This window comes from Salipiger bermudensis HTCC2601 (assembly GCF_000153725.1).
GTDB lineage: Bacteria > Pseudomonadota > Alphaproteobacteria > Rhodobacterales > Rhodobacteraceae > Salipiger > Salipiger bermudensis.
In genome coordinates, this window is the sequence record NZ_DS022276.1 from 1967495 (window position 1) to 1991902 (window position 24408).

The 24408-nt window shown below is 67.9% G+C and carries 14 protein-coding genes, 1 tRNA gene, 1 other RNA gene and 1 pseudogene; 10 read left to right on the plus strand and 7 right to left on the minus strand.

Annotated features, from left to right (window positions below; genetic code table 11):
• The 5 genes and pseudogenes from R2601_RS09425 to R2601_RS09445 all read left to right on the plus strand — a co-directional run.
• Window positions 1–1188 (plus strand): annotated as a pseudogene (locus tag R2601_RS09425) (dihydrolipoyl dehydrogenase family protein); the annotation flags it as partial.
• Between the two features lie 20 nt (window positions 1189–1208).
• On the plus strand, window positions 1209–2591 hold the full coding sequence (locus R2601_RS09430) for a sensor histidine kinase (protein WP_007797106.1): 1383 nt from the start codon (window positions 1209–1211) through the stop codon (window positions 2589–2591).
• A gap of 72 nt (window positions 2592–2663) precedes the next feature.
• Window positions 2664–2740: transfer RNA gene (locus tag R2601_RS09435), tRNA-Arg, on the plus strand.
• A gap of 294 nt (window positions 2741–3034) precedes the next feature.
• Window positions 3035–3499 carry an amino acid kinase family protein gene (locus R2601_RS09440; RefSeq protein WP_007797109.1) on the plus strand — a complete coding sequence of 155 codons (465 nt, stop codon included), beginning with the start codon at window positions 3035–3037 and terminating at the stop codon, window positions 3497–3499.
• Window positions 3496–6243 carry a cation-translocating P-type ATPase gene (locus R2601_RS09445; RefSeq protein WP_007797113.1) on the plus strand — a complete coding sequence of 916 codons (2748 nt, stop codon included), beginning with the start codon at window positions 3496–3498 and terminating at the stop codon, window positions 6241–6243. The genes R2601_RS09440 and R2601_RS09445 overlap by 4 nt, the downstream gene beginning before the upstream one ends.
• Window positions 6244–6438: 195 nt before the next feature.
• On the opposite strand, the gene R2601_RS09450 is transcribed toward R2601_RS09445, so the two are convergent.
• Together R2601_RS09450 and R2601_RS09455 are read right to left on the minus strand one after the other, a co-directional pair.
• Entirely contained in the window at window positions 6439–11232 is a 4794-nt protein-coding gene (locus R2601_RS09450) for a translocation/assembly module TamB domain-containing protein (RefSeq protein WP_040544554.1), read from the minus strand.
• Window positions 11229–13040 (minus strand): autotransporter assembly complex protein TamA, encoded by a 1812-nt coding sequence (locus R2601_RS09455; protein WP_007797118.1) that lies wholly within the window; start codon window positions 13038–13040, stop codon window positions 11229–11231. The genes R2601_RS09450 and R2601_RS09455 overlap by 4 nt, the downstream gene beginning before the upstream one ends.
• Window positions 13041–13290: 250 nt before the next feature.
• On the opposite strand from R2601_RS09455, the gene R2601_RS09460 reads away from it, so the two are divergent.
• Together R2601_RS09460 and R2601_RS09465 are read left to right on the plus strand one after the other, a co-directional pair.
• On the plus strand, window positions 13291–14382 hold the full coding sequence (locus tag R2601_RS09460) for an NAD(P)/FAD-dependent oxidoreductase (RefSeq protein ID WP_007797121.1): 1092 nt from the start codon (window positions 13291–13293) through the stop codon (window positions 14380–14382).
• 10 nt (window positions 14383–14392) lie between these two features.
• Window positions 14393–15298 (plus strand): NAD-dependent epimerase/dehydratase family protein, encoded by a 906-nt coding sequence (locus R2601_RS09465; RefSeq protein WP_007797122.1) that lies wholly within the window; start codon window positions 14393–14395, stop codon window positions 15296–15298.
• Window positions 15299–15370: 72 nt separating this feature from the next.
• Here the strand turns inward: R2601_RS09465 and R2601_RS09470 are convergent, their stop codons facing one another.
• A complete protein-coding gene (locus tag R2601_RS09470; protein ID WP_007797125.1) occupies window positions 15371–17137 on the minus strand; it encodes a DNA polymerase III subunit gamma/tau in 1767 nt (588 codons plus the stop codon).
• 323 nt (window positions 17138–17460) lie between these two features.
• On the opposite strand from R2601_RS09470, the gene R2601_RS09475 reads away from it, so the two are divergent.
• Window positions 17461–17973 (plus strand): protein-tyrosine phosphatase family protein, encoded by a 513-nt coding sequence (locus R2601_RS09475; RefSeq protein WP_040545271.1) that lies wholly within the window; start codon window positions 17461–17463, stop codon window positions 17971–17973.
• Window positions 17974–18039: 66 nt separating this feature from the next.
• Here the strand turns inward: R2601_RS09475 and xrtE are convergent, their stop codons facing one another.
• The 4 genes from xrtE to R2601_RS09490 all read right to left on the minus strand — a co-directional run bounded on the left by xrtE (window position 18040) and on the right by R2601_RS09490 (window position 22675).
• Entirely contained in the window at window positions 18040–19512 is a 1473-nt protein-coding gene (gene xrtE / locus R2601_RS09480) for an exosortase E/protease, VPEID-CTERM system (RefSeq protein WP_007797131.1), read from the minus strand.
• A 193-nt stretch (window positions 19513–19705) separates the two neighbouring features.
• Window positions 19706–19951 carry a hypothetical protein gene (locus R2601_RS09485; RefSeq protein ID WP_007797135.1) on the minus strand — a complete coding sequence of 82 codons (246 nt, stop codon included), beginning with the start codon at window positions 19949–19951 and terminating at the stop codon, window positions 19706–19708.
• 581 nt (window positions 19952–20532) lie between these two features.
• Window positions 20533–20629: signal recognition particle sRNA small type (ffs, locus tag R2601_RS25850), an RNA gene on the minus strand.
• Between the two features lie 69 nt (window positions 20630–20698).
• Window positions 20699–22675 (minus strand): bifunctional 2',3'-cyclic-nucleotide 2'-phosphodiesterase/3'-nucleotidase, encoded by a 1977-nt coding sequence (locus R2601_RS09490; RefSeq protein WP_007797137.1) that lies wholly within the window; start codon window positions 22673–22675, stop codon window positions 20699–20701.
• Between the two features lie 246 nt (window positions 22676–22921).
• Here R2601_RS09490 and nudC point away from each other — a divergent pair, with 246 nt between their 5' ends.
• Entirely contained in the window at window positions 22922–23881 is a 960-nt protein-coding gene (gene nudC / locus R2601_RS09495; RefSeq protein WP_007797140.1) for an NAD(+) diphosphatase, read from the plus strand.
• Window positions 23882–23931: 50 nt separating this feature from the next.
• Window positions 23932–24402 (plus strand): SRPBCC family protein, encoded by a 471-nt coding sequence (locus R2601_RS09500; RefSeq protein WP_007797141.1) that lies wholly within the window; start codon window positions 23932–23934, stop codon window positions 24400–24402.
• Window positions 24403–24408 lie beyond the last annotated feature (6 nt).

Sequence of the window (24408 nt, forward strand, 5' to 3'; positions counted from 1 at the left end):
ACGCCGCAGGTGGATATGCCGCGCGCAGACCCACGTGGCCGAGACCATCGCCCGAATCGAGCCGATGACAGCCAGGAGCGCTTCGAGGGCTTCGGCGTCACGGTGATCCGGGAGCATGGCCGCTTCATCTCGCCCACCGAGGTGCAGGCGGGCGCGCATGTCATCTCGGCCCGGCGCATCGTGCTGGCCACCGGCTCCTCTCCGTTCGTGCCGCCGATTCCGGGCCTGTCCGATGTCCCCTACCTGACCAACGAGACGCTCTGGCAACTGCGCGAGCAGCCCGAGCACCTGGTGATCATCGGCGGCGGCCCCATCGGGCTCGAGATGGCGCAGGCGCATCGCAGGCTTGGCAGCCGTGTCACGGTGATCGAGGCGCAGAAAGCGCTCGGTCGCGAAGATCCCGAGATGGCCGCCATCGTGCTCGAGGAACTGAGTGCCGAGGGTGTCGAGATCCTCGAGGAGACGCCGGCGCAGCGGATCCGCGGCAGCGACGGGGCCATCGCGGTCGAAACCGTCAGCGGCGCGGTGCAGGGCTCGCATCTGCTGGTCGCGGTCGGGCGCAAGGCCAACATCGAGGGGCTCGGGCTCAAGAAGGCCGGGATCGAGACCACCAAGGCCGGCATCAAGGTCGACGAGGGGCTGCGCACGACGAATCGCCGGGTCTATGCCATCGGCGACGCCGCCGGCGGGCCGCAATTCACCCATGTGGCGGGCTATCACGGCGGGCTGATCGTGCGGAATGCGCTCTTTGGCCTTCCGATCAAGGTGAAGCCCCAGATCCTGCCGCGCGCCACCTACACCGCGCCCGAGCTGGCGCAGGTCGGGTTGACCGAGGCCGAGGCGCGGCTCGAGCATGGCGATGCGCTCGAGGTCGTGCGTCTGCCCTATCAGCACAACGACCGGGCCATCGCGCAGCGCCAGACCACCGGCCTGCTCAAGGTGATGGTGGTAAAGGGGCGCCCGGTGGGCGCCTCGATCGCGGGCGCGCAGGCAGGCGAGCTGATCGGGCTCTGGGCGCTTGCGATCGGCTCGAAACTCAAAATGAGCGCGATTGCAGGGATGGTTGTGCCTTATCCCACCATCGCAGAGCTTAACAAACGCGTCGCGGGAACCTATTTCTCTCCCCGTCTGTTTGAAAACGAAACAGTGAATAGAATTGTAAGACTGGTGCAGCGCTGGCTGCCCTGACGGGACAAGCAGTACTCTTGATGCTCAACTCTCTTTCCGGCCGCTTCCTGATCCTCACGACGGTGTTCGTGATGCTGGCCGAGGTGTTGATCTTCGTGCCCTCCGTCGCCCGATTCCGCGCCGACTATCTCACCGACCGTCTCGAGCGGGCGCAGATCGCCTCTCTGGCGCTGCTGGCGGACGACATGCTCGACCCCGATCTCGAACGCGAGCTTCTGGCCAATGCCGGGGTCTACAACGTTGCCCTTCAGCGCAACGCCACGCGCGAGCTGATGCTGTCGTCAGAGGTCCCGGGGCCCGTGGCCGAGAGCTTCGACCTGCGCGAGGCCGGGCCGGTCACGCTCATGCATGACGCGCTGGTGCGCTTGGCGAGCCCCGAGCCCGAAGTCATCCGGGTGCTGGGCTACCCGTCGCAACAGGCCGGCCAGCTCATCGAGATCACCATGGAGGCCGGACCGCTGCGCAGCGCCATGCTGGATTACGGCGTGCGCATCCTGCTGCTCTCGGCGGTGATCTCGGTGATCACCGCGCTGCTGCTGTTCCTCGCTGTGCGACGGCTGCTGGTGCGCCCGATCAAGGGCGTGGTCGGCCACATGATCCGCTTTGCCGAGGCGCCGGAGGATGCGCGCCGCATCATCAAGCCCTCGGCCAGCGTGAAGGAGCTGCGCGAGGCCGAGGAGGCGCTTCAGTCGCTGCAGACCCAGCTTGCCGCGAGCCTGCGGCAGAAGGAGCGGCTGGCGCAGCTTGGCGGCGCGGTGGCGCGGGTCAGCCACGACCTGCGCAACATCCTGACCTCGGCGCAGCTTTTCACCGACCGCATCGAGATGTCCGAGGACCCGTCGGTCAAGCGCATGGCCCCGAAGCTGGTGGGCTCGATCACCCGCGCGGTGTCGCTCTGCGAGAACACGCTGGCCTTCGGGCGCGCCGAAGAGCCGGCCCCGGTGCTGACCCAGTTCAATCTCGCCGAACTGGTCAACGAGGTGCTCGAGGCCGAGCGTCTGGCGATCGACGAGCATGACGTGAGCCTCTCCGAGGATATCCCCGCCACGATGCAGATGCGCGGCGATCCGGAACAGATCTACCGGGTGATCGGCAACCTGGTGCGCAACGCGCGGCAGGCGATCACCGGCACCGGCCGGCCCGGTGAGATCAGTGTCGCCGCCTGGGCAGACGATACCGAATGGGTCATCGAGGTGACCGATACCGGCCCCGGCCTGCCGCCCAAGGCGCGGGAGCACCTGTTCCAGCCCTTCCAGGGCGGTGTGCGCAAGGGCGGGGCGGGGCTTGGCCTTGCCATCGTCGCCGAGCTGGTGCGCAACCACGGCGGCACGCTGCAGCTGGCGCGCTCAGACGAGAGCGGCACCTGTTTCGAGATCCGTCTGCCGATGGGAGAAATGGGCTGAACGAAATTTCTTCGAAAAACATTCTGGCCCCCCTTGCGCATCTTCGCGGGTAAGTCTAAACCCCGCCTCCACGGACCGATAGCTCAGCTGGATAGAGTACTTGACTACGAATCAAGGGGTCGGGGGTTCGAATCCTCCTCGGTCCGCCAGTTTCCGGGAAGCCCGCTGCATAGCGCAGCGGGCTTTCTTATTTTCTGCTCGGAAAACCAGACGTTTATCCACGCGCCGTGGACTGCAATCCGCAATATGTGCGCGGGCTCTGTAACAGTGTCGCAGTGCTTGGAGTGTCAGGGGCGAGGTTTCAGAGACTCGGCGCTCAGCGCGGGTGAGGGCGATCGCCTGAAGATCAGCGCGCCAGCGTGTGCCCGCCACGTTCGGCAGCAGGACTGGGCCGCTGGCAGACGCGGCGAGTCGGTCGTCGTGAGTCTGCGGCGGGTTTCCTTGTGCGAGAGAAAGCCGCAGCCATTTTCGCCGAGGGCGAATCGCTGCCGACCCCGAGCCGCGTGGGTTCTACGATCCCGGCCCTGTTCGGACTGCCCTTCGTGGTGCGGATCTACGGCGTGCTTGGCCGGCTGCCCCCTGAACGCGATGCCGGCACGTTCGGGCGGGCAAACGATGCGGGTGCGGTCTGCCTTGAGCGGGGAACGCCCGATGAGGCAGCAATCCGCCGCGCCTTGACCGACCGGATGGGCGCTAACGACTTCCCCGCAGGCGCGATGGGGCCCAAGGTGGAGGTGGCGCAGAACGTTGTCTGCGCCAGCGGCAAGCGCGCCGTGATCCGTGCCCTCAGGGATGTCGCCGTACGGTGCGGCGAAACCGGCATCGCCATCGACCCGGAGGTCGCCCCGTTTGGACTGGTACGCGAGCAGGCGCGGGCCACCCCCAGTTTGAGAAGGAAACGATCATGAGAGACCGGACCGCCCAGAGTGTTTCCGACCATGAGGCCGGAATCGGAACCGCTGCGCCCTGGACCCGGAGCGGCGAAGACGTTGCGGCCGGTCTGCACTGTGACGCCGGCACCGGTCTCTCCATGTCGGAGGCACAGCAACGCCTCGACCGGCACGGGCCCAACAGGCTTGCCGAGGGCAAGCAGACCTCGCCCCTGACGCTCTTGCTCGGCCAGTTCAAGAATCCGCTGCTGATCATCCTGATGATCGGCGCGGTGATCTCGCTTCTGACCGGCCACATGGTCGATGCCATCGCCATCGCCGTGATCGTGGTGCTGAACGCGGTGATCAGCTTCTACCAGGAGTTCAGTGCCGCCCGCTCGCTCGCCGCGCTACGCGAGATGGCCGCGCCGCTGGCCTTCGTCAAACGCGACGGCGAATGGGCCGAGATCCCCGCCGCCGACATCGTCCCCGGCGACATCCTGCGCTTCAAGGCCGGCGACATCATCGCCGCCGACGTGCGCTTCCTCGAGGCCGCCCGTCTGGCGGTGGACGAGGCTGCGCTGACCGGCGAATCCGAGCCCGTCGACAAGCACATCCTGGCGATCGACGATCCCGAGCTAACGCTGGCGGACCGGCTCAACATGGGCTTCATGTCGACCAAGGTGACCAGTGGAACCGGCCTTGGCATCGCGACCTCGACCGGGATGCAGACCGAGGTCGGCCATATCGCGCATATGATGGCCACCACCGAAGAGCCCAAGACGCCCCTGCAGGAGCGCATCGAGAAGCTCTCCAAGGTGCTGATCGCCGCGGCGCTGGGCGTGGTGGCCGTGGTCATCGGCATCGGGATCTTCCACGGCATGAGCCTGTCGGAGATGCTGACCACCGCGATCTCGCTCTCGGTCGCCGCCATTCCCGAGGGCCTGCCGACGGTCGTCACCATCGTTCTGACGCTGGGGTCGCAGCGCATGGTCCACAACAACGCGCTGGCGCGAAAGCTGGCGGCGGTCGAGACGCTGGGCACCACCTCGGTGATCTGCTCCGACAAGACCGGCACGCTGACCCAGAACCAGATGCAGGTGATGCGGCTCTGGGCCGGCGGCAAGACATGGGATCTGACTGGCGAGGGCTTCGACCCCACGGGCGACTTCCTCGATGCCGAGGGCCGTGCCGCTGTGATCGCCGAGGAACAGGACCTGGCCCATATGCTCGAGGTCTCGGTCTACTGCAACGAGGCCGAGCTGATGCTCAAGGATGGCCGCCACGCGGTGCAGGGCAACCCGACCGAGGGCGCGCTGGTCGTCGCCGGCGCCAAGGTCGGCATCAGCCGCGACGCGTTGAAGAAGGACCATTACGACATCCTCCAGTCCTTTCCCTTTGACAGCACGCGCAAGATGATGAGCATGCATGTGCGCACGCCCGACGGTCGCAAGGTGTTGGTCGCCAAGGGGGCGCCCGACGTCATCATGTCCCGCGCCAAGGGGATCTTGCTGAATGGCGAGATCCGGCCTCTCGACGATGGTATCCGGGCGCAGGTCGAGGAGGTGATCGAAGATTTCGGCGGACGCGCGCTGCGCACGCTTGCCGTGGCCTTCCGCTATGCCGAGGACGGCACCTTCGATCCCGCGGACCCCGAGCATGACATCGTGCTGCTGGGTGTCCACGGTATCATGGATCCGCCGCGCCCCGAGGTGAAACGCGCCGTGGCCGATGCCACCTCCGCAGGCATCCGCACGGTGATGATCACCGGCGACCACGCCGTGACGGCGCAGGCCATCGCCGAGCAGATCGGCATCCGCACCTCCGAGGCGCAGACCGTCCACACCGGGCACGAGATCGACGGCATGGATGACAGGCGGCTGGCCGAGGTCGCGAAGAACGCCGCCGTGTTCGCCCGCGTCACGCCCGAGCACAAGCTGCGTATCGTCAAGGCGATGCAGGCCAATGGCGAGGTCGCCGCGATGACCGGCGACGGGGTCAACGACGCGCCGGCCCTGCGCACCGCCGACATCGGCGTGGCGATGGGCATCACCGGCACCTCGGTCGCCAAGGACAGCGCCGCGCTGGTGCTGCTCGACGACAACTTCTCGACCATCGTCAGCGCCGTCCGCGAGGGCCGCAGGATCTATGACAACCTGCTCAAGTTCGTGCGCCAGGCGTTGACCTCGAACGTGGCCGAGGTGTCGACCATCCTGTTCGCCTTCCTGCTCATGGGCAACGAGCCGCTGATCCCGCTCGCCCCGCTGATGATCCTCTGGGTCAACCTCGTCTCCGACGGGATCCCGGCGCTGGCGCTGGGCTTCGAGGAGGCCGAGCACAACGTCATGCGGCGCGCCCCGCGGACCCGGGACCACGACCTGTTCTCGGACGGCATGAAGGAGCGCATCCTGATCCGTGGCCTCGCCGTGGGTGGCATCAGTTACTACACCTTCTCGCAGGGGCTGGCGATGGAACTCGGCTTCGAGATGGCCCAGACCATGGCCTTCGTGACCATCATGTTCGCGCAGCTTTGGCATGTCTTCGATGCCCGCACGACCACGACGCTGTTCCGCAAGTCGCCCTTCGGCAATCCCAAGCTGCTGATGGCGGTGGGAATCTCGCTGGCGCTCTCGGCCATCGCCGTCTACTCGCCCTTCGGCCATTACGTGCTGGGCACCGCCAGCCTGCCGCTGAGCATCCTGCTGGCCTGCGCCTTCATTGCGGCGGTCCCGACCTTCGTGCTCTCGGGCATCAAGGAGGTCTTCGGGTTCAAGTTCCTCTGAGCCTTGCTCTCCGCGCAAGAAACAAGACCCGGCGTTTCCGCGCCGGGTCTTTCGGTGTCTCCTGGCCGGGCTTCGAGGGGCGGGGGTATATCCTGCCACCCCGCCACTCCCCCCGGCTGTCGCGGAGCGTGGTCTTGACCTGTTCGCTGGCAGCCGACCCGCAGGGTCGCGGGCCCGAAGGCCCGCCCCGCGAGGTCAGTAGTCTTTCTCGAAATAGATCCCGAGGCCGCTGTCGCCGCCGGTGTCGGCACTGGCGCGAGCCTTGACGTTTCGGTTGATCTGGTAGTTCAGGTTGATCGACGTCTCGCCGCCGGAATCGACCTCCACGTCGGTATAGAGATCGTCGCTGATATACTTGCCCAGACGCAGCCCGGCATTGCCTTCGTCATCGGTGGTGACGTCGAAATCATCCAGCCCGAAGCCTCTGCGCAGGTTGCCGACGATGCCTTCACCGCCCTGACCGGCCAGCGTGTTGACCGCCGCCGCGATGCGCAGCGCCTGCAGCGCCGACAGTTCGGTCACGTCGCGCCCGAACAGCAGCAGGGCCAGCACCTCTTCCTCGGGTCGCGAGGGGTTGGAGCTGAAGGTCACCTCGGGCTCCGTCGCCTCGCCCTCGATCGACACGGTCACCACGGTGCCGTCGCGCTCGGCGGTGGCCTCGACCTCGATGGTCGGGACGAAATCGCCGGTCAGGCGCAGGATCGCGGTGTCGAGCGTCAGGCGCTGGCCGAGGATGTCGAGCCGGCCGCGGATCAGGTCGAACCGGCCCACCGGCACGATGTCCTGCGAAGTGCCCGTGATCCTCAGCGAGCCGCCAAGCTCGGCATCGAGGCCGCGGCCGCGCACGAAGATCCGTGACGGCGCCCGGATTTCGAGATCGAGCGGCAGGGTGTAGGCGGGACCGCCGCGGGAGCTGCCGGTCTCGATCAATCCGGCGCGGGCGCGGGTCTGGCGCACCGGGGCGGGCTCGGAGAGATGGGTGAGCGTGAAGCCGCGGCTGCCCGGCCCGAGGCCGGTCTCGGGGATGCGCAGCTCGGCCTGCTCGATGTCGATGCGGCCGCCGATGGTCGGTCCGGTGAGCAGGGGACCCTGCACCGTCACCCGCCCGCCGGCGGTGGCCTGGTAGAGCCGGCGATCCTCTAGCAGCAGCTCGCGCATCTGGACCGTGAGGTCTGCGCTGTAAGGCGCGTTCAGCCCGATGGTGCCGGAGGTCTCGAGACGCCCGCCGGTGGCGAGCTGGCCGGTGACGTCGAGCCGCACCTGACCGCCGCCGAGATTGGCGTTGATGTTGATGCCGTTGAGCGAGAGGCCCGGCCCCGGCAGCACCACCTCGGCGCCGTTCACCGTGACGGTGCCCGCCAGCGAGGACGGTGCCAGAGGCCCGTTGAGGCGCAGGTTCAGCTGCGCCATGCCTGAGAGCAGGTTGGGCTCGGCGATCTGGTTGGCGAGCGCCAGCGGCGCGTTGCCGGCGATGGACAGGTTGGCGCTGTCGAAGCTCTGCGCCAGCGTGCCCGAGACCGTCGCCTGCGTGCCGCCGGGGGCGTTGATCCGGGTGTCGACCTGCCACGGCCCGTTGCCGGAACCGCCAAGCGTGCCGCTGGCGGTGGCTCGGCCCGGCAGCTGCGGCACGATCACGCCCAGATTGTTCAGCGCCACGTCATAGCTGAGTGCGCTGTCGCCGGACTGGCTCAGCGTGCCGTTCATCGTGGCGGTGATCTGTGAGGTGGTCACGTCGAGCTCTTCGACGGTGATGTTGCCGTCGTCGTCGCGCCTGGCCGAGACCACGGCGCTGCCGCTGCCGCCAGCAAGCCTGTCGGCGATCTCGATGCCGGTGGCGAGGTCGCGCGTGTTGAGCGTACCATCGGCGCTGAATGCACCCGTGGCCAGCGTGTAGCTGCCCGCGCCGTCGAAGCTCACCGAGCCGCGCAGGGTCTGCCCCGTGAGCGGCGCATAGGCCGCCAGGGAACCCACCGAGGCGGTGCCGTCGAAGCCCACGGTTCCGATCTGGCCTTCGTCGGTCTTGCTCGCGGTGACGATGCCGCCGGCCAGGGTCTGCCCGGGACCGCGTGCGGTAAAGTCGAGCCGGTAGGCCTCGGCGCTTTCCTGCAGGTTGCCCGATACCGAGACGCTGCCCGACATGCCGGGCGCGACCGGGCTCAGGTCGGGCAGGGTGAGGTTGAAGGTGGCAGTGCTGCCGTCGCCCACGAGGTTGCCGTTGGCGGTGAGCTGGATGCCCGGCCCGTCGACATCGGCGCGCCGGATGGTGATGCCCTCGGCGTCGCGCGAGACGTCGATCTCGGTGCGGGTGGTTCCGCGCAGAAGCCCGTCGACCTGCTGGATGCCGATCGCAAGGTCATTGGTCTCGAGCGTGCCGTCGGCGTCGAAATAGCCGCTCTCGAGCGCGTAGGCGCCTTCGCCGTCGAAGCTGAAAGAGCCGTCGAGCTCGCGGCCTGCGAGGTCGGCAAAGGCCGACAGGTCGCCGCCGGCTGCGGTGCCGTCGAAGCTCACGTCCGCGATTCCGCCATCTTCGGCCTTGGTCGCGGTCACGTTGCCGTCGATCTGGGTCTGAGCCGGGCCGGTGGCGGCGAGGTTCAGCAGGTAGGCCTCGGCGCTTTCCTCAAGCGTGCCGCGCAGGGTGGCGCGCCCCGACAGCCCCTCGGCACGCAGCCGGGTGAGATCGGGCAGGGTGATGTCGAAGCTCGCCGAACTGCCGGCGTCGAGCAGCGTGCCGCTGGCGGTCATCTCGAGGCCGGGGCCATCGACCTCGGCGCGGCGGATGGTGATACCGTCCGCATCGCGGGTCACGTTGACCTCGGCGTCGGTAGTGCCCTGCAGCAGCCCGTCGACCGGGTCGATGCCGATCTCCACATCGCGGGTCTGCAACGACCCGTCGGCGTCGAAATAGCCGTTCTCGAGCGTGTAGCTGCCGGTGCCCTGAAAGCTTGCCGCCCCGTCCAGCGGGCGGTCTGCGATGGCGGCAAAGGCAGAAAGATCGGCCGCCGAAGCGTCACCGGTGAAGCCCACCGACACGACCCCGCCATCCTCGCCCTTGCCGGCGGTCACCACGCCGTCGAACTGGGTGTTGCCGGGACCGGACGCCACGAGGTCGAGCGCGTAGGCGTCCTCGCCCTCGTCGAGGGTGCCGGTCAGCGTGGCCGCGCCGCTCATCGCGGGATCGACCAGCGACAGGTCGGGCAGGGTGAGGTCGAACTGGCCGGTGCTTGCGCCAGTCTGCAGCTGTGCGTCGGCGGTGACGACGATGCCTGGCCCGTCGAGATCTAGGTTACGCAGGAACGTGCCCTGCTCGGTGCGCGCCGCGGTGGCGTCGAGCGTCAGGTTGCCGGCCAGTAGGCCGTCGACCTGCGGGATGCCTGCGGCGAGATCGGTGGCGTTGCCCGCCACGGTAATGTCGAAACGGCCCGAGACCGGCTCGGCCCGGCCCGAGACGCGCACGTCGGCATCGCCGCCGAGCTCACGCCCGGCAAGGCCAGAGAAGCGGGCAAGATCCTCGGCGCGGATCTGGAGGTCCGGCTCGATGGCCGGGTCGGCGCCTTCGGTCAGCCCCGAGAGCACCACGTCGCCCTGCACGCCGATGCCCGCGCCGGTCAGGTCGATGCCGGTGATCTCGAGCGGCGAGCCCTGCTGCCAGTCGAACTGCAGCGCGCCGGTCATCGCGTCACCGGTGGCCTCGGCCAGTGAGGCATCCGAGAAGGCCAGCCCCGTCATGTCGAGGTTCAGCTGCCCGCGCACCGCGCCGGGAACGCTGCTGGTCTCGTTCTTGGCGATGACGCCGGCGCCGGAGAGCTGGGCGCTTTGAAGCGACATCTCGGGGCGGTCGAGCCCCTGCAGCGCCAGCTCAAGCGTGAATTCGTCGCCCACCGAGGCGTCGAAGAACAGTGACAGCGTCGCCTGTTCGAGCAGCGTCTCGTCCTGTGCGAAGGCGAGCCGCACCGGGCTGCCATCCTCGGAGGCGATGCGGCCCGACAGGCGCAGCCGCTCGGGCCAGCCCTCGGCGCCGATGCGTGCCTCGCCGTCAAGCGACATGGCGGCGGTCTCGAGCGTCAGCTCGTCGAGCTCGATGGCGCCGCCGGTCTCGAGGATTCCACTGGTGCGCAGCAGTTGGTTGTCGCCGAGAAAGGCGCGCTGCTCCTGCGGCAGCAGCGGCCGCAGGTCGCCCTCGAGGTTGGCGGCAAAGCGGTGGCCTTCTTCCTCGACGCCTTCCAGCGTGACCTGACCGCCAAAGCGGTCCTCGCCATCGGTGGCGAGCGTGAGATCGGCGGTGAAATCGTCGACCACGCCCTCGCCCTGCACCGCGAGGCGGATCGGCGGGGCGCCGGGCAGGCCCATCTTGGTGGTCAGCAAGCCGCCGGAGCCTTCCTCGAGCACGAGATCGACCAGCAGTTCACGGCTGTCATTGGCATAGCTGCCGGTGAAATTCAGCGCGTCGGTGGGGCCGTTCTGCCGCACCACGGCAAGCTCGACATTGCCCTCGCCATCGGCGAGCTGGGCAGTGCCCTCGACATTGAGCGTGACCTCCTCGCCGATCACCGGCGCGCCAAGCTCGACCGTCTCGATGGCGAAGCGGCCGACATTGACCGAGACCGGCAGGTCGGGCAGCGCAAAGCTGCCGCCACTGGCCTCCGGGGCCGGCGCGGCAGAGCCGGAGGCGGGCAGGCGGGCCAGCTCCAGCCGCTCGGCGCTCAGCTCGTCGACCTGAAGGCGGCCGCGCAGCAGGGCAAGACGGCTCCAGTCGAGCTCGGCGTTCTCCAGCGTCAGCCAGATGCCCTGATCGTCGGCAATGGTCAGGCGCTCCATCGTGGCCTGCGAGCTCAGGGCGCCGCGGAAGCCGCGCACCGTCACGTCCATGCCGTCGCCCGAAAGCGCGTTCTCGATCAGACGTTCAAGCCGGGTGCCCTCGTCGTCTTCCTGCGCCATCGCGGGCAGGGACAGTCCGAGAAGCAGGGAGAGGAGGAGGAGAAACCGTTTCAAAATGCCTGACCTATGCCGATGTAAAGCTGTACCCCTTCGCCGGTATCGCCCGAGACCGGGCCGGCGACATCGACTCTGAGCGGGCCGATCGGGGTAGAATATCGCACGCCGAGACCGGCGCCCGCGTGCCAGTCGCCCTCGGTGCCGGGGGCGCTGGCCTCGCTGATATAGCCAGCATCTGCGAAGGCGACCACGCCCCATGTGTCGTTGATGTCCTGCCGCAATTCGGTCGAGAGGCCGAGGAAGCTGCGACCGCCGGTCTCATTGCCGTCGAATTCGACGGTGAGCGACTGGTAGGGCTGGCCGCGCACGGTGCCGGCGCCGCCCGAATAGAACAGGAACTCGGGCTGGGTGTCCTCGAGCTCGGCACCCACCACCGAGCCAAGCTGAAGCCGGCCGGCGAGCACGGTGCTCTTGCTCTCGCCAAAGCCGTAATAGCCGCGCAGATCGGTAAAGAGCCGTGCGCCGTGGCCCTCGCCGTCGAGATTGTAGAACGGTGTCAGCTCGGCATCGAGATACCAGCCCGAGGTCGGGTCGAGGTCGATGTCGCGCTTGTCCCATGTCAGCGAGAGCGGCAGCGTGAACAGCAGGAACTCGCGCTCGCCAAGATCGTCCTCGGTCTGCGAATAGAACAGCCCGACACCGATCTCGCCGGTCAGGTCGTCGTTGAAACGCCGGGTGAGACCGGCGGTCAGCTCGGCGGTATCGGCCGAGTAGGTCGGCTCGTTCAGGGTCGAGACCGAGGCCTCGAAGAAGGCGTCGGTGTTGGGGCCGAGCTCGGCGATGGCCGCCGGAACCTCGAGCCGCGCGGTCAGGCTGGCATCGAGCGCGTCGCTGCCGGAGGCACCGATATCGGTGACCTCGCCGTCGATGCGCAGCCGCTCGGCGCCGCCCCAGAGATTGCGGTGCAGCCAGAAGGCGGTGAGGCTCAGCCCTTCGAGCGACGAGATCTCGGCGCCGAAACCGAAGCGGCGGGGCTTGTTGTCGACCACGTCGACGATCATGTCGAGCGTGCCGTCCGGGTTCGGCTGCTCGGCCTCGCGCACGGTGACGCTCGAGAAGGCGCCGGTGCGGGTGAGGCGGTTGGTGACGTCCTGAACCTCTTCGGGATCGAACCGCTCGCCGCTGGGCAGACCGGCGATGCGCCGCTGCGCCGCGGTGCGCACCGCGCTGGAGCCGTCGGTGTCGAGCCGGCCGAAGCGCAACTCGGGCCCGGGGGCGATGCGCATCGCCACGTCGAGTTCGCTGGTGCGGTGATTGGCGGTGACCTGTTGGTCGGTGACCTCGGCCTTGGCGTGTCCGATATCGCGCCAGCCGTCGACCCCGGCCTCGGCGGCATCGCCCACCACCGAGGCGCGGGCGGTCTCGCCACGGGCGAACGCTTCGGGCAGCTCGGTCTCCGGCGCCAGCGGGGTCAGCTCGGTCCGCCCGAACTCGAAAGAGGGACCGGTGTCGATCCGCACCGTGACGGTGCCGACCGTGTCGGGCGTACTGAGCAGCGGAATCTCCGAGGCCTCGCGGCCGTCGATCAGGATGCTGATGACACCGCCGTAATAGCCATTGGCATAGAGCGTCTCGAGCAGGATGCCGTAATCCGACAGCGCCGCGGCGAGCACGTCCTGTCCCGAGATCTGGCCGTCTTCGGCCTCGACCTCGGCGGCAGCCAGCGCAGAGTTGTTGCGGATCTGGTCGCTCAGATCGTCGGACATGGAGGGGCTGGTAAACCTCACGTCATCAAGCGCGACGACGGGGCTGGAGGCGAGACAGAGGGCGGTGCCGGAGGCGGCAGCAAGGCGCCGGATGGTCACTGAAAAATTCCTTTCTCGGGCCATGGGGCTGTTCGCCCTTTGGGCGAGATCGGTCCACAGTAACCCAGTGCAATCGTGGACGCTAGGGAAGGGAATAGCATCTCGCGCCCCGTCCGGCGGTTCACGTTTCAGCCAAGCCATGAAAGGCTGGCCTGTGTGTCTCGTCTGCATCGCTTGCCCCGTCCCCTCGGGCTGTCTATCCCGGTTGGGCGCCATCTAGCCCGGCGCGGCGGAACGTGAAGGAGACGACATGCCCGACATCATCGTGATCGGCGGCGGAATGGCCGGTGTGAGCGCCGCGGCGGCGCTTGCCGCAGACGCAGAGGTGCTGCTGCTCGAGGCCGAGCCGGGGACGGGGCAGCATTCCACCGCGCGCTCGGCGGCAATCTTCATCCGCAACTACGGCAACGCGGCGCTCAGGGCGCTGAACGACCGGGCGGCGGGCTTCTTCGAGGCGCCCGACATCGATGTCGAGGCGCCGCTGCTGACGCCGCGCGGCGAACTGCTGCTTGCGACCGGCGAAGAGCTAGACCTGCTCGAGGAATATGCCGCCGGCAGTGCCGGGCTCGAGCGGCTGAGCGCCGTCGAGGCCGAGCGGATGGTGCCGATCCTCAAACCCGGCCATTTCGCTGGTGCGGTTCTCGAACCCGAGGCCCGCGACATCGACGTCGACGCCATGCTGCAGGGCTTCCTGCGTCAGTTCCGGGCGCGGGGCGGCCAGCTGCGCTGCAAGGCGCCGGTCTCGGCACTGAGCCGCGAGGCAGGGCTGTGGCAGATCGTGGCGGGCGGCGAGACCCACGCCGCGCCGGTGGTGGTCAACGCGGCCGGTGCGTGGGCGGGCGAGATCGCGCGCATGGCCGGCGCGCAGCCGATCCCGATCCAGCCCTGCCGGCGCTCGGCGGCGGTGCTGCCGGCACCCGAGGGCCACGAGTTGGGCCTCTGGCCGCTTTTCGGCTCGATCGCCGAGACCTGGTACGCCAAGCCGATGGGCGGGCAGCTCATGGTGAGCCCCGCCGATGCCGATCCCGTGCCGCCGCAGGACGCGTGGCCCGACGACATGGTGCTGGCCGAGGGGCTGTACCGCTACGAGGGCGCGGTGACGGTGCCGGTGACGCGCATGGTTTCGAGCTGGGCCGGGCTGCGCAGTTTTGCGCCGGACAAGACCCCGGTCTGCGGCTTCGATAGCGAGGCGGAGGGCTTTTTCTGGCTCGCCGGGCAGGGCGGGCACGGCATCCAGACCGCGCCTGCGCTGGCCGAGCTGACCGCGGCACTCGTCGCTGGACGTGCGGCCTCGATCGACGATGGAAGCCTCGGCGCGTTGTCGCCGGTGCGGTTCGCCTGAGGGGACCGGGATGAGCATCTACGTCACCGGCAGTTCCGGCGTTCTGGGCTGCGAGATCCTGTACCACCTGCGCGCCTCGGGTCATGACGCGACCGGGGTCGCCCGGCGTGCTCTGCCGCGGCAGGCGGCGGGGTTGCCGCAGATCTCGACCGCCGAGGTGCTTTCGCCCGGCTGGCTGCCGGAGCGCGACACCGAGGCCACTATCGTGCATTGCGCCGGGCTCGCCAGCCCGCGTGTGCCATTCGCGGACTACGCCGAACTGAGCCGCCGCGAGATCGAGCCGCAGGCCCGGTTCGTCGAGGCGTTGCTGGCGCGCGGCTGGCGCGGGCACATGGTCTACGTCTCCTCGGCAGGGGTCTATGGCGACACCGATGCGCTGCCGATCCCGGAGGATGCACCGCTCAATCCCAAGTCTTTCTATGCGCTTCAGAAAATGGCGGTGGAGCAGGCGCTGGTCATGCTCGCCAACCGCTATGGTTTCCGGCTGACCATCCTGCGGCTGGCCAATGCCTACGGCTCGCCTCTGGCGGGGCCGGGCTATGGCGTGGTGACGATCCTGCTCGACGCGCTGGCGACGGGGCGGCCGTTCAAGCTTTTCGGGACGGGTGAGAGCCTGCGCGACTATGTCCACGTGTCGGATTTCTGTGCCGCCGTGGCGCGGAGCTGCACGGCGGACCTGCCCGAGCGGGTCACGACGCTGAACATCGGCACCGGGCAGGGCACCTCGCTGGCAGATCTGGTGACGCTGGTGCAGCAGGTCACCGGACGGGCGCTGACGCTGGAGCGCGCGCCGCTGGAGAGCGAGCTGAAATCGAGCGTGCTGGATATCTCGCGGGCTCAGCGGCTGCTTGGCTGGACGCCCGCGCTCGGGATCGAGGAGGGGCTGCGGCGGACCGTCGAGGTGATGGGCGGCTGAGCCTTGCCTTGCGTGGAAGCAAGGCCCGGCGTTGCAATTCGGCCTCGTGACGGACGGATTGGCCCCGGCGGGTCACTCTTCCTCGAACGGATCCCACTCGTCCTCAACCTCGGGCAGCGCTTCGGCGGTGGCCTCCTGCGCGGCTTCCTCGGGGGTGCGGATCTCGACGATCTCGGCCTTGGGAAAGGCCGCGAGTGCGGCCTGTACAAGCGGGTGCTCCGCCGCCTCCGCCTTCATCGCCAGCTCGGCGGCGTGGGTCTGCTCCCAGATCGTCGCCGTCTCGCAGCCATTGACCAGCGACACGCCCCAGCGGTTGCCGGTCCAGCGCTGCAGCGCGCTGCCAAGGCGCTGGGCAAGATCGCCGCGGGCGTTGTTGGTGGGGGTGAACTCGATCCGTCCGGGCTGGTAGGCGGCGAGCCGCACGCAGCGCTCGACTTCCATTAGAAGCGTCATGTCGCGGTTGGCCCGGATCAGCTCGACCACGTGCTCGAAGGTCGGGAAACGGGCCAGCGCATGATCGGCCGCCACCGCCAGCACCGCGTTGCCCTGCGTCGCGACCGGGCCGGAAGGCGCGGGGTGGGTGGGCTGCACGTGGCCGCCGGCCTGCGTCTGAGCGCCGCCTCCGGCCGGGGCATGGGCATAGCCACCACCACCGGGGCCCGGCGCGGGCGGCGGCGGGGTGTCCTGCAGCTTGCGCAGCAGCTCTTCGGGAGAGGGCAGCTCGGCCACGTGGGTCAGCCGGATCACCGCCATCTCGGCGGCCATCATGGCATTGGGGGCCTGCGCCACCTCGTCGAGCGCCTTGAGCAGCATCTGCCACATGCGGGTCAGTGCCCGCATCCCGAGATTGGCGGCCATGGTCTCGCCGCGTGCGCGCTCGTCGGGCGAGATCGTCGGGTCCTCGGCGGCCTCCGGCGTGATCTTCACCACCGAGGTCCAGTGGGTGATCTCGGCCAGATCGCGCAGCACCGCCAGCGGGTCGGCGCCGTCGGCATATTGCTGCGACAGCTCGGTCAGCGCGCCGGGGGCATCGCCGTACATGATCTTTTCGAACAGATCCATCACCCGGCCACGGTCGGCAAGGCCCAGCATGGCGCGGACCTGCTCGGCGGTGGTCTCTCCGGCGCCGTGACTGATCGCCTGGTCGAGCAGCGAGGTGGCATCGCGCGCCGAGCCCTCGGCGGCGCGGGTCACCAGCGCCAGCGCGTCATCGGTGATCTCGGCCTGTTCGGCGGTGGCGATCCTGCGCAGCAGCGAGATCATCACCTCGGGCTCGATGCGGCGCAGGTCGAAGCGCTGGCAGCGCGACAGCACCGTCACCGGCACCTTGCGGATCTCGGTGGTGGCGAAGATGAACTTCACATGCTCGGGCGGCTCTTCCAGCGTCTTGAGCAGCGCGTTGAAGGCGCTGTTCGAGAGCATGTGCACCTCGTCGATGATGTATATCTTGTAGCGCGCCGAAGCCGCCCGGTAGTGCACGCTGTCGATGATCTCGCGGATATCGCCGACGCCGGTGTTCGACGCGGCGTCCATCTCGATGACATCGACATGGCGGCCTTCCATGATCGCCTTGCAATGCTCGCACTCACCGCAGGGCTCAGTGGTCGGGCCGCCCTCGCCATCGGGGCCGATGCAGTTCATGCCCTTGGCGATGATCCGCGCGGTGGTGGTCTTCCCCGTGCCGCGGATGCCGGTCATGATGAAGGCCTGCGCGATCCGACCCGCCTTGAAGGCGTTCTTGAGCGTGCGCACCATGGCGTCCTGACCGACGAGATCGGCAAAGGTCTCGGGGCGGTACTTGCGGGCGAGAACCTGGTACTTGGGCGATTGCTCGGACATCGGGGGCCTTCCGGGTGACGGGACGCACCCAAGGTATGCGCGCGGCCCTCCAAGGTAAACCGGGCGCGGCGCGGAAAAGCGGGCCGGCTGCGCCGGCTCCACTGGCGGGGGGCGTCGGGACGGTGCGGGCAGAGGCTTTGGACTGGCGCTGATATTCGGCACGGGGGCGCGTGCTGGCGGAGGGGTGATGCCGTGCCGGGCCGCCGCCTTAGGGCCTGCAGATGCGTGGCGCCCGCTCGGCGGCGCGCGAAAGCAGGTTCGCAAGAGGCGGCGAATCGGGCAGCATCGGCGCATATGACACGTTCGACGCATCGAGCCTCCGTATGACCATGCTGCACGCGCTCAGGGTTCTGGACGGAATTCTCGCCATCTCGCCCCTTCCCGGGGCGGGCGGGGATCTCGTGGGTGACCTCCAGCACGTGGCGGACTGGCGGCCCTCGCTGGTCATCTCGCTGGTCAGCGTCGCCGAGTTCGAGGCTGCGGGGGCGGGCTCGGTGGGCAGCTTCATCGCCGATCACGGCGCGCGCTGGGAGCACCTGCCGATCGTGGATTTCGGCGTGCCCTGCGCCGCCTTTGAAGATCGTTGGCCCGAGGTCAGCCGCGCCGCGCTGCACGCCTTGCAGGGCGGCGGGCGGGTGCTGGTGCATTGCCGGGGCGGCTGCGGGCGCTCGGGCATGGTGGCCCTGCGGCTGATGATCGAGGCGGGCGAGGCGCCGGACGAGGCCCTGTCACGGCTGCGCGGGGTGCGGCCCTGTGCGGTCGAGACCGAGGCGCAGATGGGCTGGGCGCTGGCGGCCGAGCGGGAAGCGGCGGTGTTTCACCGGCACGGCGACTGAGCGGAGCGGGGACGCTCGGCTATGTTCAATTTCGCCCGCGCGTCGAAGCTGCCACCGTGCCGTACCCTACCAGAGATCCCAGCGTCCGAAGCCGATCACCCAGATCGCGATCAGGGCATTGGCCACGGCATGGGCGATGATGGCATCGATCAGGCGGCCCCGCAGCCGTGTCATCAGGCTGAACAGGATGCCGGACAGGATCCCGGCCAACCATGCGCCGTGCAGCATCCCGAAGGCCGTGGCGCTTCCCAGGACCGCGAAAGGTGTCAGGCGATCCTGTGCAACGGCCAGCCAGTCCGCCGAGATCAGCCTCCGTTGCAGATACCCTCGGAAGGCCAGTTCCTCGATGATCGGCACGATGATCACGCTGCCGATGACACGCAGGGCGATCCACAGCGCAAGAAGCACTGGCGGCAGTGCCGTAAGTGTCGCCGGGGCGGCCGCTTCGGCCGGCTCCGCAACTGGCGCAAGCGCGAGCCAGAACAGGAAGACGGCCGTCCCGCAAAGCCAAGGCGCGGCAGCCGCCAGAGTGATCGGCGCGGGCACCCGGCCGAGGCGTCCGATCGCATCCGCCAGCGGCGCGCGGTAGAGCACGAGTACCGCGCCGACAGCTGCGACGCGCAGGCCATAGGCGAGCTCGCCCAGATGGCCGAAGGCGGCGCTGACCAGCGAGAGTGCAAGCCACACGAGGAACGGCAGGAGGTAGGCCGTGACCTCGAGACTGTCATCGCGAAGCGACGGTGCCACGGGGAGATGGCGGGTCATCCAGGGCAGCCGCCGCAGGGTCGCAATGATGCCGAGGCTGATGCCGCAGAAGAAGACCCAGCCTGCCATCGAATGGAACGCGCCCTTCGCGAGTTGCGGGTCGATCCGGTCTCCGACCCAGAGCAGGATGGCGATGCGGGCGGCATTGGCCACGAAGGAGATGGCAATCGCGGCGGGAAACACCAGCAGGGCTTGGGGGAAACGGTGCTCCTCGCGGAAGCGGTAGAGGTAGCCGGCGAGCAGCACGGTGATCATCGCCATGCCCTCGATGCCCGAGCAGGTGGCGCCGATATGCGCGCCGAAATCGCCAAGCTGGATGCCGGGCAGTGCCGGTTCGACGAGGACCGTGAAACCGGCCGCTTCCAGCATCGCAGTGACGAGGCGCAACGTCGGATCCGACAGCGCTCTCCAATAGGGAAGGATCTGGACGGCGGCGACGCCGGTGGCGGTGCCGAGCACTGCGGCGAGCGCCACGTGTGGACCGGCGGCGCGCAGGACAGCCTTCGTTGAGGCACCGAGCACCGCGATCACGAGGCTTGTCGGTACGCTCACCGCGACGCCCAGCCACAAGACAAGCAATGGCCAGCCGAGGTCCGCCGCCACGTCGGGCCGGGCAAGGATCAGGATCGTCAGGCCGGCAAACGCCGCATAGCTGGCGAAATGGACAGAGAGGCTGCCGCCCGTGACCGGGCGCGTGCCGGCAAGCGCGGCGCGCATGCGGTCAGCGATGCTGCCGTCCCAAAGCACCGCGAAGGCGCCCAGTGCTGCAATCATGGCTCCGGCAAATCCGCTGCCAGCCCAGAGGAGGCCCTGCCACGAACTGGGCAGGGCCTCGACTGCGTCGATGTCGTGGCGCCAAGCCAAGACAAGGAACAGGCAGAGGTATTCGGCGATCAGAACCGCCGGAACGGTTGCAACACGAACGGTGGTTTGTCCGTGAGTTGCGACAGTCATGACAAGCGTGGGGTCAGGCCGAACGGCGCTTCCGTGCTGTCATCAGGACGAGGGCTCCAAGCACCAGTGCCACAGCGGCGGCGGCACCTTCTGCCCCGATCTCGGGGACCGTGGCATTGGGGCAGAAGCTTGCGTTGCCCGGGTTGCAGGCGCTCGCGTTGGGAATGCCACCCTTGTCTGCCATAGCAAGCTGCGGGGTGGTGAAGACGCAGACAAAAGCGATGGCTGCGGCGTTCAGAATAGTCTTTGTGTAAGTCATGCCTAAAGTTCTCACTACTGAGGAAACAAGTACCGGGGCTGAATGAAGTTGCCCGTCACGATTATGCCTTATTTCGTGAAGCGTCTCGCAGATAACTCGCTCGAGCATGGGGCAATTGGCCGAATTCCGCTCTTATCGAGGCAGGTTTACACGGAATGCGTGTTTCCAAAAATTATTGGAAAGTCGCTAGTTGTCCCGAACTGAGACTCTTTGAATTCGCTTGCGAATCGGCCGATCGCCCTCCTGTGTCTGCAGAGGCGGAGCCGGCGCCTAGGGCTCGGGTTTGTCGGCGTCTCCGCAGGGCTGTCATGATGATAATGGCTTCGGGAACCAGAGCCATCCCGGCAGTCCGGCAATCGGCGGGCTCGCGGGCAGTCTGCTGCAGAACCGCTCGAGCCGGGGCATGTTGCGGTGGGCTGGCGCAAGGAGTCGCGCCCCGCAAGGAACAGCGCGAGATCATGGCCCCGGTCGGGCTTTCATGGAGCGTCCAGCTCCGCTGCTCATTACAAAGCAGACGTCCCGTAGCATGGGAACAGAGGTTTTGGGGAAGAGCATTAGCTCGTACGCTTTGTGAAAGCGTAAGTGAGAGGCTGGACAACGACCCAAGCGGGGCTCGTTACGGCTGCTTCCTTCCGGACCTGACCGGGTTGGCGAGGCGCCTGCCCGCGCCAACCTCTCGAGGGGTGATCTAAGTGCTTTGTGACGGATTCGCAACCCCGGCCCGAACTCTCGGGCCGGGGATGGTGATCACAAAGCGATGCGGAAGAGGACGAAGCCTGCGTCGGTGTCGCCGGCATCCTCGAGGCGCAACCCTGGCACGCTGTCGGCATAGGCGCGCGCAGCCGGCCCGGTCTCGAACAGCACCGTGGTGTCGGGCAGTGGCGCGAAGGACCAGTTGCCATCGGCGCTCGGGTTGATGGTGCCCTGATCGACGATGTAGCGCACGATGACGTCGCGGTTGGTGTCGGGGCCCTCGAAGATGATGGTGTCGCCGGTGCCGGGGAAGCTGCCGCCGCCCGAGGCGCGGTAGTTGTTGGTGGCGATGACGAAGTCCATGTCCTCGGTGACCGGCGCGCCGTCGAAGGTGAGCTCGGTGATGCGGTTGGCGTCGGGGGCCACGACCGCGCCGTCGGAATCGAATTTCGACGGCTGCGACAGGTCGATCCGGTAGCTCACCCCGTCGATCACGTCGAAATTGTAGCTTGGGAAGTCGGGGTTCAGCAGCGTTGCGTCCTGTGCGCCGGGCTCGATCCGGTTGAACATCCCCGCCGAACGTTCGAGCCAGTCCTTGAGCTGGGCGCCGGTCACCTTCACCGCGCGCACCGTGTTGGGGTAGAGGTAGAGATCGGCGACGTTCTTGATCGCGATGTCGCCCTCGGGCACGTCGGTGTAATACTCCGGCCCGCCGCGGCCGCCGGCCTTGAACGGCGCTGCCGCCGAGAGGATCGGCAGACCCTCGTGCTCGGTGCCCTGAAGCATCTGCTCGATATACCAAGTCTGCGCGTTCGACACGATCTGCACCGACGGGTCATCCGCCACCAGCGCGAAGTAACTGTAGAGCGGCGCCGAGGTCTTGCCCACGGCGCGGCGCACATAGGCCAGCGTTTCCTCATGCGCCTGTTCGACAGAGGCCACGACCTCGGGCGCGTCCTCGACCAGCGCGGTGACCGAGCGGTCCTCGTTGCGCTGGGCGATGGGCCGGGCCTCGGTGGTCGAGGAGACCACGCGCCAGCCGTTGCCGTCGCGTTCGAGCAGCAGGTCGATGAGGCCCATATGCGAGCCCCAGAAGCCGCCCATGACCGCGGGCTTGCCGTGGATCGTGCCGGCCCCGGCATCGACGGCGGCGAAATCGGCATAGGTGGGCGAGGGGAAGACGAGGTGGCTGTGCCCGGTCATCACCGCGTCGATGCCGCCAACACCCGCGAGCGGCACCGAGGCGTTCTCCATGCCGTCCTCGTGATTGGCCGAACCGATGCCGGAATGGCTCAGCGCGATGACGATGTCGGCACCCTCCTCGACGATCTGCGGCACCCAGGCGCGGGCGGTCTCGACGATGTCGCGGGCCTGAACGTTGCCCTCGAGATGCTTGCGGTCCCAGTTCATCACCTGCGGCGGCGTGAAGCCGATCACGCCGACCCTGATCGGGTGGCTGTTGCCGGCCCCGTCGGTGAGCTGGCGCTCGAGGATGACATAGGGCTTGTAGAGCGTCTCGTCCTCGCGCGGGTTGGCGCCGAGGCTCTTCGAGACATTGGCCAGCACCACGGGGAACTGCGCCCCGGCGGTGGATTTCATCAGGAACTCGAGCCCGTAGTTGAACTCGTGGTTGCCGATGGTGGCGGCATCGAAGCCCACGGCGTTCATCGCGTCGATCACCGGGTGGGTGTCGCCCTCCTTCATGCCGCGCTCGTAGGCGACATAATCGCCCATCGGGTTGCCCTGCAGGAAGTCGCCATTGTCGAGCAGCATGGAGTTGGTCGCCTCGGCGCGCACGCCGTTGATCAGCGTGGCGGTCCGCGACAGGCCGACCGTGTCGACCGGTTTATCGGAATAATAGTCGTAGGGCATCACGTGCACGTGCAGGTCGGTGGTTTCCATGATCCGCAGATGCGCCTGGTTGGCTGCGGCTCGGGCGGAATATGGGTGCAGTGCAATCAAGGCAGAGCCCGCGGCTGTGCCCGCCAGGAACGAACGGCGGGTGAGTTCGGAAGGTTGGAAACGGGACATGAGGGCTCTCCTGCTGGTGCGATTCGCTCTTAGTCCAGTTTTCCAACACCAAGATCACACGAGAAGACAAAACGCCCGGACTCAACCTTCGGGAGAGGCTTCCGTTGGGGAAACGGTCTCGGGAAACAGGTTTGCCACGTCGCGGCGGGCATGTCATGGGATTCCATGGGCCGATTGGCTCGATCGGACGGGTTTGCCATGGGAACCCTTGGGCCGGCGCGACGCAGAACAGGGGGCAGGGCGAACATGAGACATGCGGAAGAGGTGACATTCGGCGGATCCGGGCTCGACCGTGCGGCAGAGCTGCGCGGCGACATTCCGGCGTTGGCGGCGCTGATGCAGGCCCCCGAGACGCGCACGATCCTGCTCTGGCGCGGCAAGGTGCTGATGTTGCAGGACGGATCAGGCCTCTGCCGGTTGCCGCTCGATCACCCGGTGCTGGCGGAGGCGCGCGGCGAGCCGCTGTTCCTTGGTCGCGAAGACAGCGGTGCCATCTTCTCCCATGACATCTCGGGCTGGGAGCCGGAGGGCGAGGCGCCCGGCGAGGGCGGCTTCCTCGACAGCACCGAGCAGGCCCACCCGGCCTGTCCGGGGGCGCATTTCGTCGAGCTGCGGGCGCTGCTGACCCAGCTCACCCCGCGCGATGCCGAGCTTGGCGCCACCGCCCGCGCGCTCTTTGGCTGGCACCAGAGCCACGGCTTCTGCGCCCGCTGCGGCACCAAGAGCGATGTGTTCATGGCTGGCTGGCAGCGCATCTGCCCGTCCTGCGGTGCCCATCATTTCCCACGCACCGATCCGGTGGTGATCATGCTGATCACCCGCGGCAATGCCTGCCTGCTGGGCCGCTCTCCGGGCTGGCCGGAGGGGATGTTCTCGTGCCTCGCGGGCTTCGTGGAGCCGGGCGAGACGCTGGAGGCTGCGGTGCGCCGCGAGGTGGTCGAGGAGGCCGGCATCAAGGTCGGCGCGGTGCGCTACCTGGCCAGCCAGCCTTGGCCGTTCCCGGCGTCGCTGATGATCGGCTGCCATGGCGCGGCCGAGAGCGACGAGATCGAGATCGACCCGAACGAGATCGAGACCGCGCGCTGGGTCAGCCGCGAGGAACTGGCCGCCGCCTTCGACGGCTCGAACCCGGGCCTGCAGCCTGCAAGGCGCGGCTCGATCGCGAATTTCCTCCTGCGCAACTGGCTTGCGGACCGTCTGGATTGAGGCAAGACTGACCGCCAACACACCCACGGACAGAACGGGGCAGAGAGCAGATGGAATTCACCACCCGCGAGGACATCGAGGCGCCGCTCGAGCAGGTCTTTGCACAGGCCACCAATTTCGAGCAGATCGAGCGCCAGATCATGCGCCGCAGCATCGACGTGCGCCGCACCTCCGAGGGCGGGGCCGGCACGGCCCGTGGCATGAGCTGGCAGGCCACGTTCGGCTTCCGTGGCAAGACCCGCACCACCGATGTCACGCTGACGGAATACGATCCGCCCAATGCGCTCAGCTATCACGCCGTGTCTGGCGGGCTGGAGATCGTGACGCAGATCGACTTCGTGGCGCTGTCGCGCAGCCGGACCCGCGTCGGGATGAAGGTCGAGCTGCTGCCCAAGACGCTGTCGGCGCGGTTGATGGTGCAGTCGATGAAGCTCGGAAAGTCGGGCATCGAAAAGCGCTTCCGGGTGAAGATGGCAGAGTACGCCAAGGAACTCGAGGACCGGCTCAAGCGCGCCTCCTGATGAGGT

Bases quoted from the DNA above. Each gene is read 5' to 3' on its own strand.
- R2601_RS09430 (WP_007797106.1), top strand. From the start codon at position 1,209: ATGCTCAACTCTCTTTCCGGCCGCTTCCTGATCCTCACGACGGTGTTC.
- R2601_RS09500 (WP_007797141.1), top strand. From the start codon at position 23,932: ATGGAATTCACCACCCGCGAGGACATCGAGGCGCCGCTCGAGCAGGTC.
- R2601_RS09445 (WP_007797113.1), top strand. From the start codon at position 3,496: ATGAGAGACCGGACCGCCCAGAGTGTTTCCGACCATGAGGCCGGAATC.
- xrtE (WP_007797131.1), bottom strand. From the start codon at position 19,512: ATGATTGCAGCACTGGGCGCCTTCGCGGTGCTTTGGGACGGCAGCATC.
- R2601_RS09475 (WP_040545271.1), top strand. From the start codon at position 17,461: ATGACCATGCTGCACGCGCTCAGGGTTCTGGACGGAATTCTCGCCATC.
- R2601_RS09460 (WP_007797121.1), top strand. From the start codon at position 13,291: ATGCCCGACATCATCGTGATCGGCGGCGGAATGGCCGGTGTGAGCGCC.
- R2601_RS09465 (WP_007797122.1), top strand. From the start codon at position 14,393: ATGAGCATCTACGTCACCGGCAGTTCCGGCGTTCTGGGCTGCGAGATC.
- R2601_RS09490 (WP_007797137.1), bottom strand. From the start codon at position 22,675: ATGTCCCGTTTCCAACCTTCCGAACTCACCCGCCGTTCGTTCCTGGCG.
- R2601_RS09485 (WP_007797135.1), bottom strand. From the start codon at position 19,951: ATGACTTACACAAAGACTATTCTGAACGCCGCAGCCATCGCTTTTGTC.
- R2601_RS09470 (WP_007797125.1), bottom strand. From the start codon at position 17,137: ATGTCCGAGCAATCGCCCAAGTACCAGGTTCTCGCCCGCAAGTACCGC.
- nudC (WP_007797140.1), top strand. From the start codon at position 22,922: ATGAGACATGCGGAAGAGGTGACATTCGGCGGATCCGGGCTCGACCGT.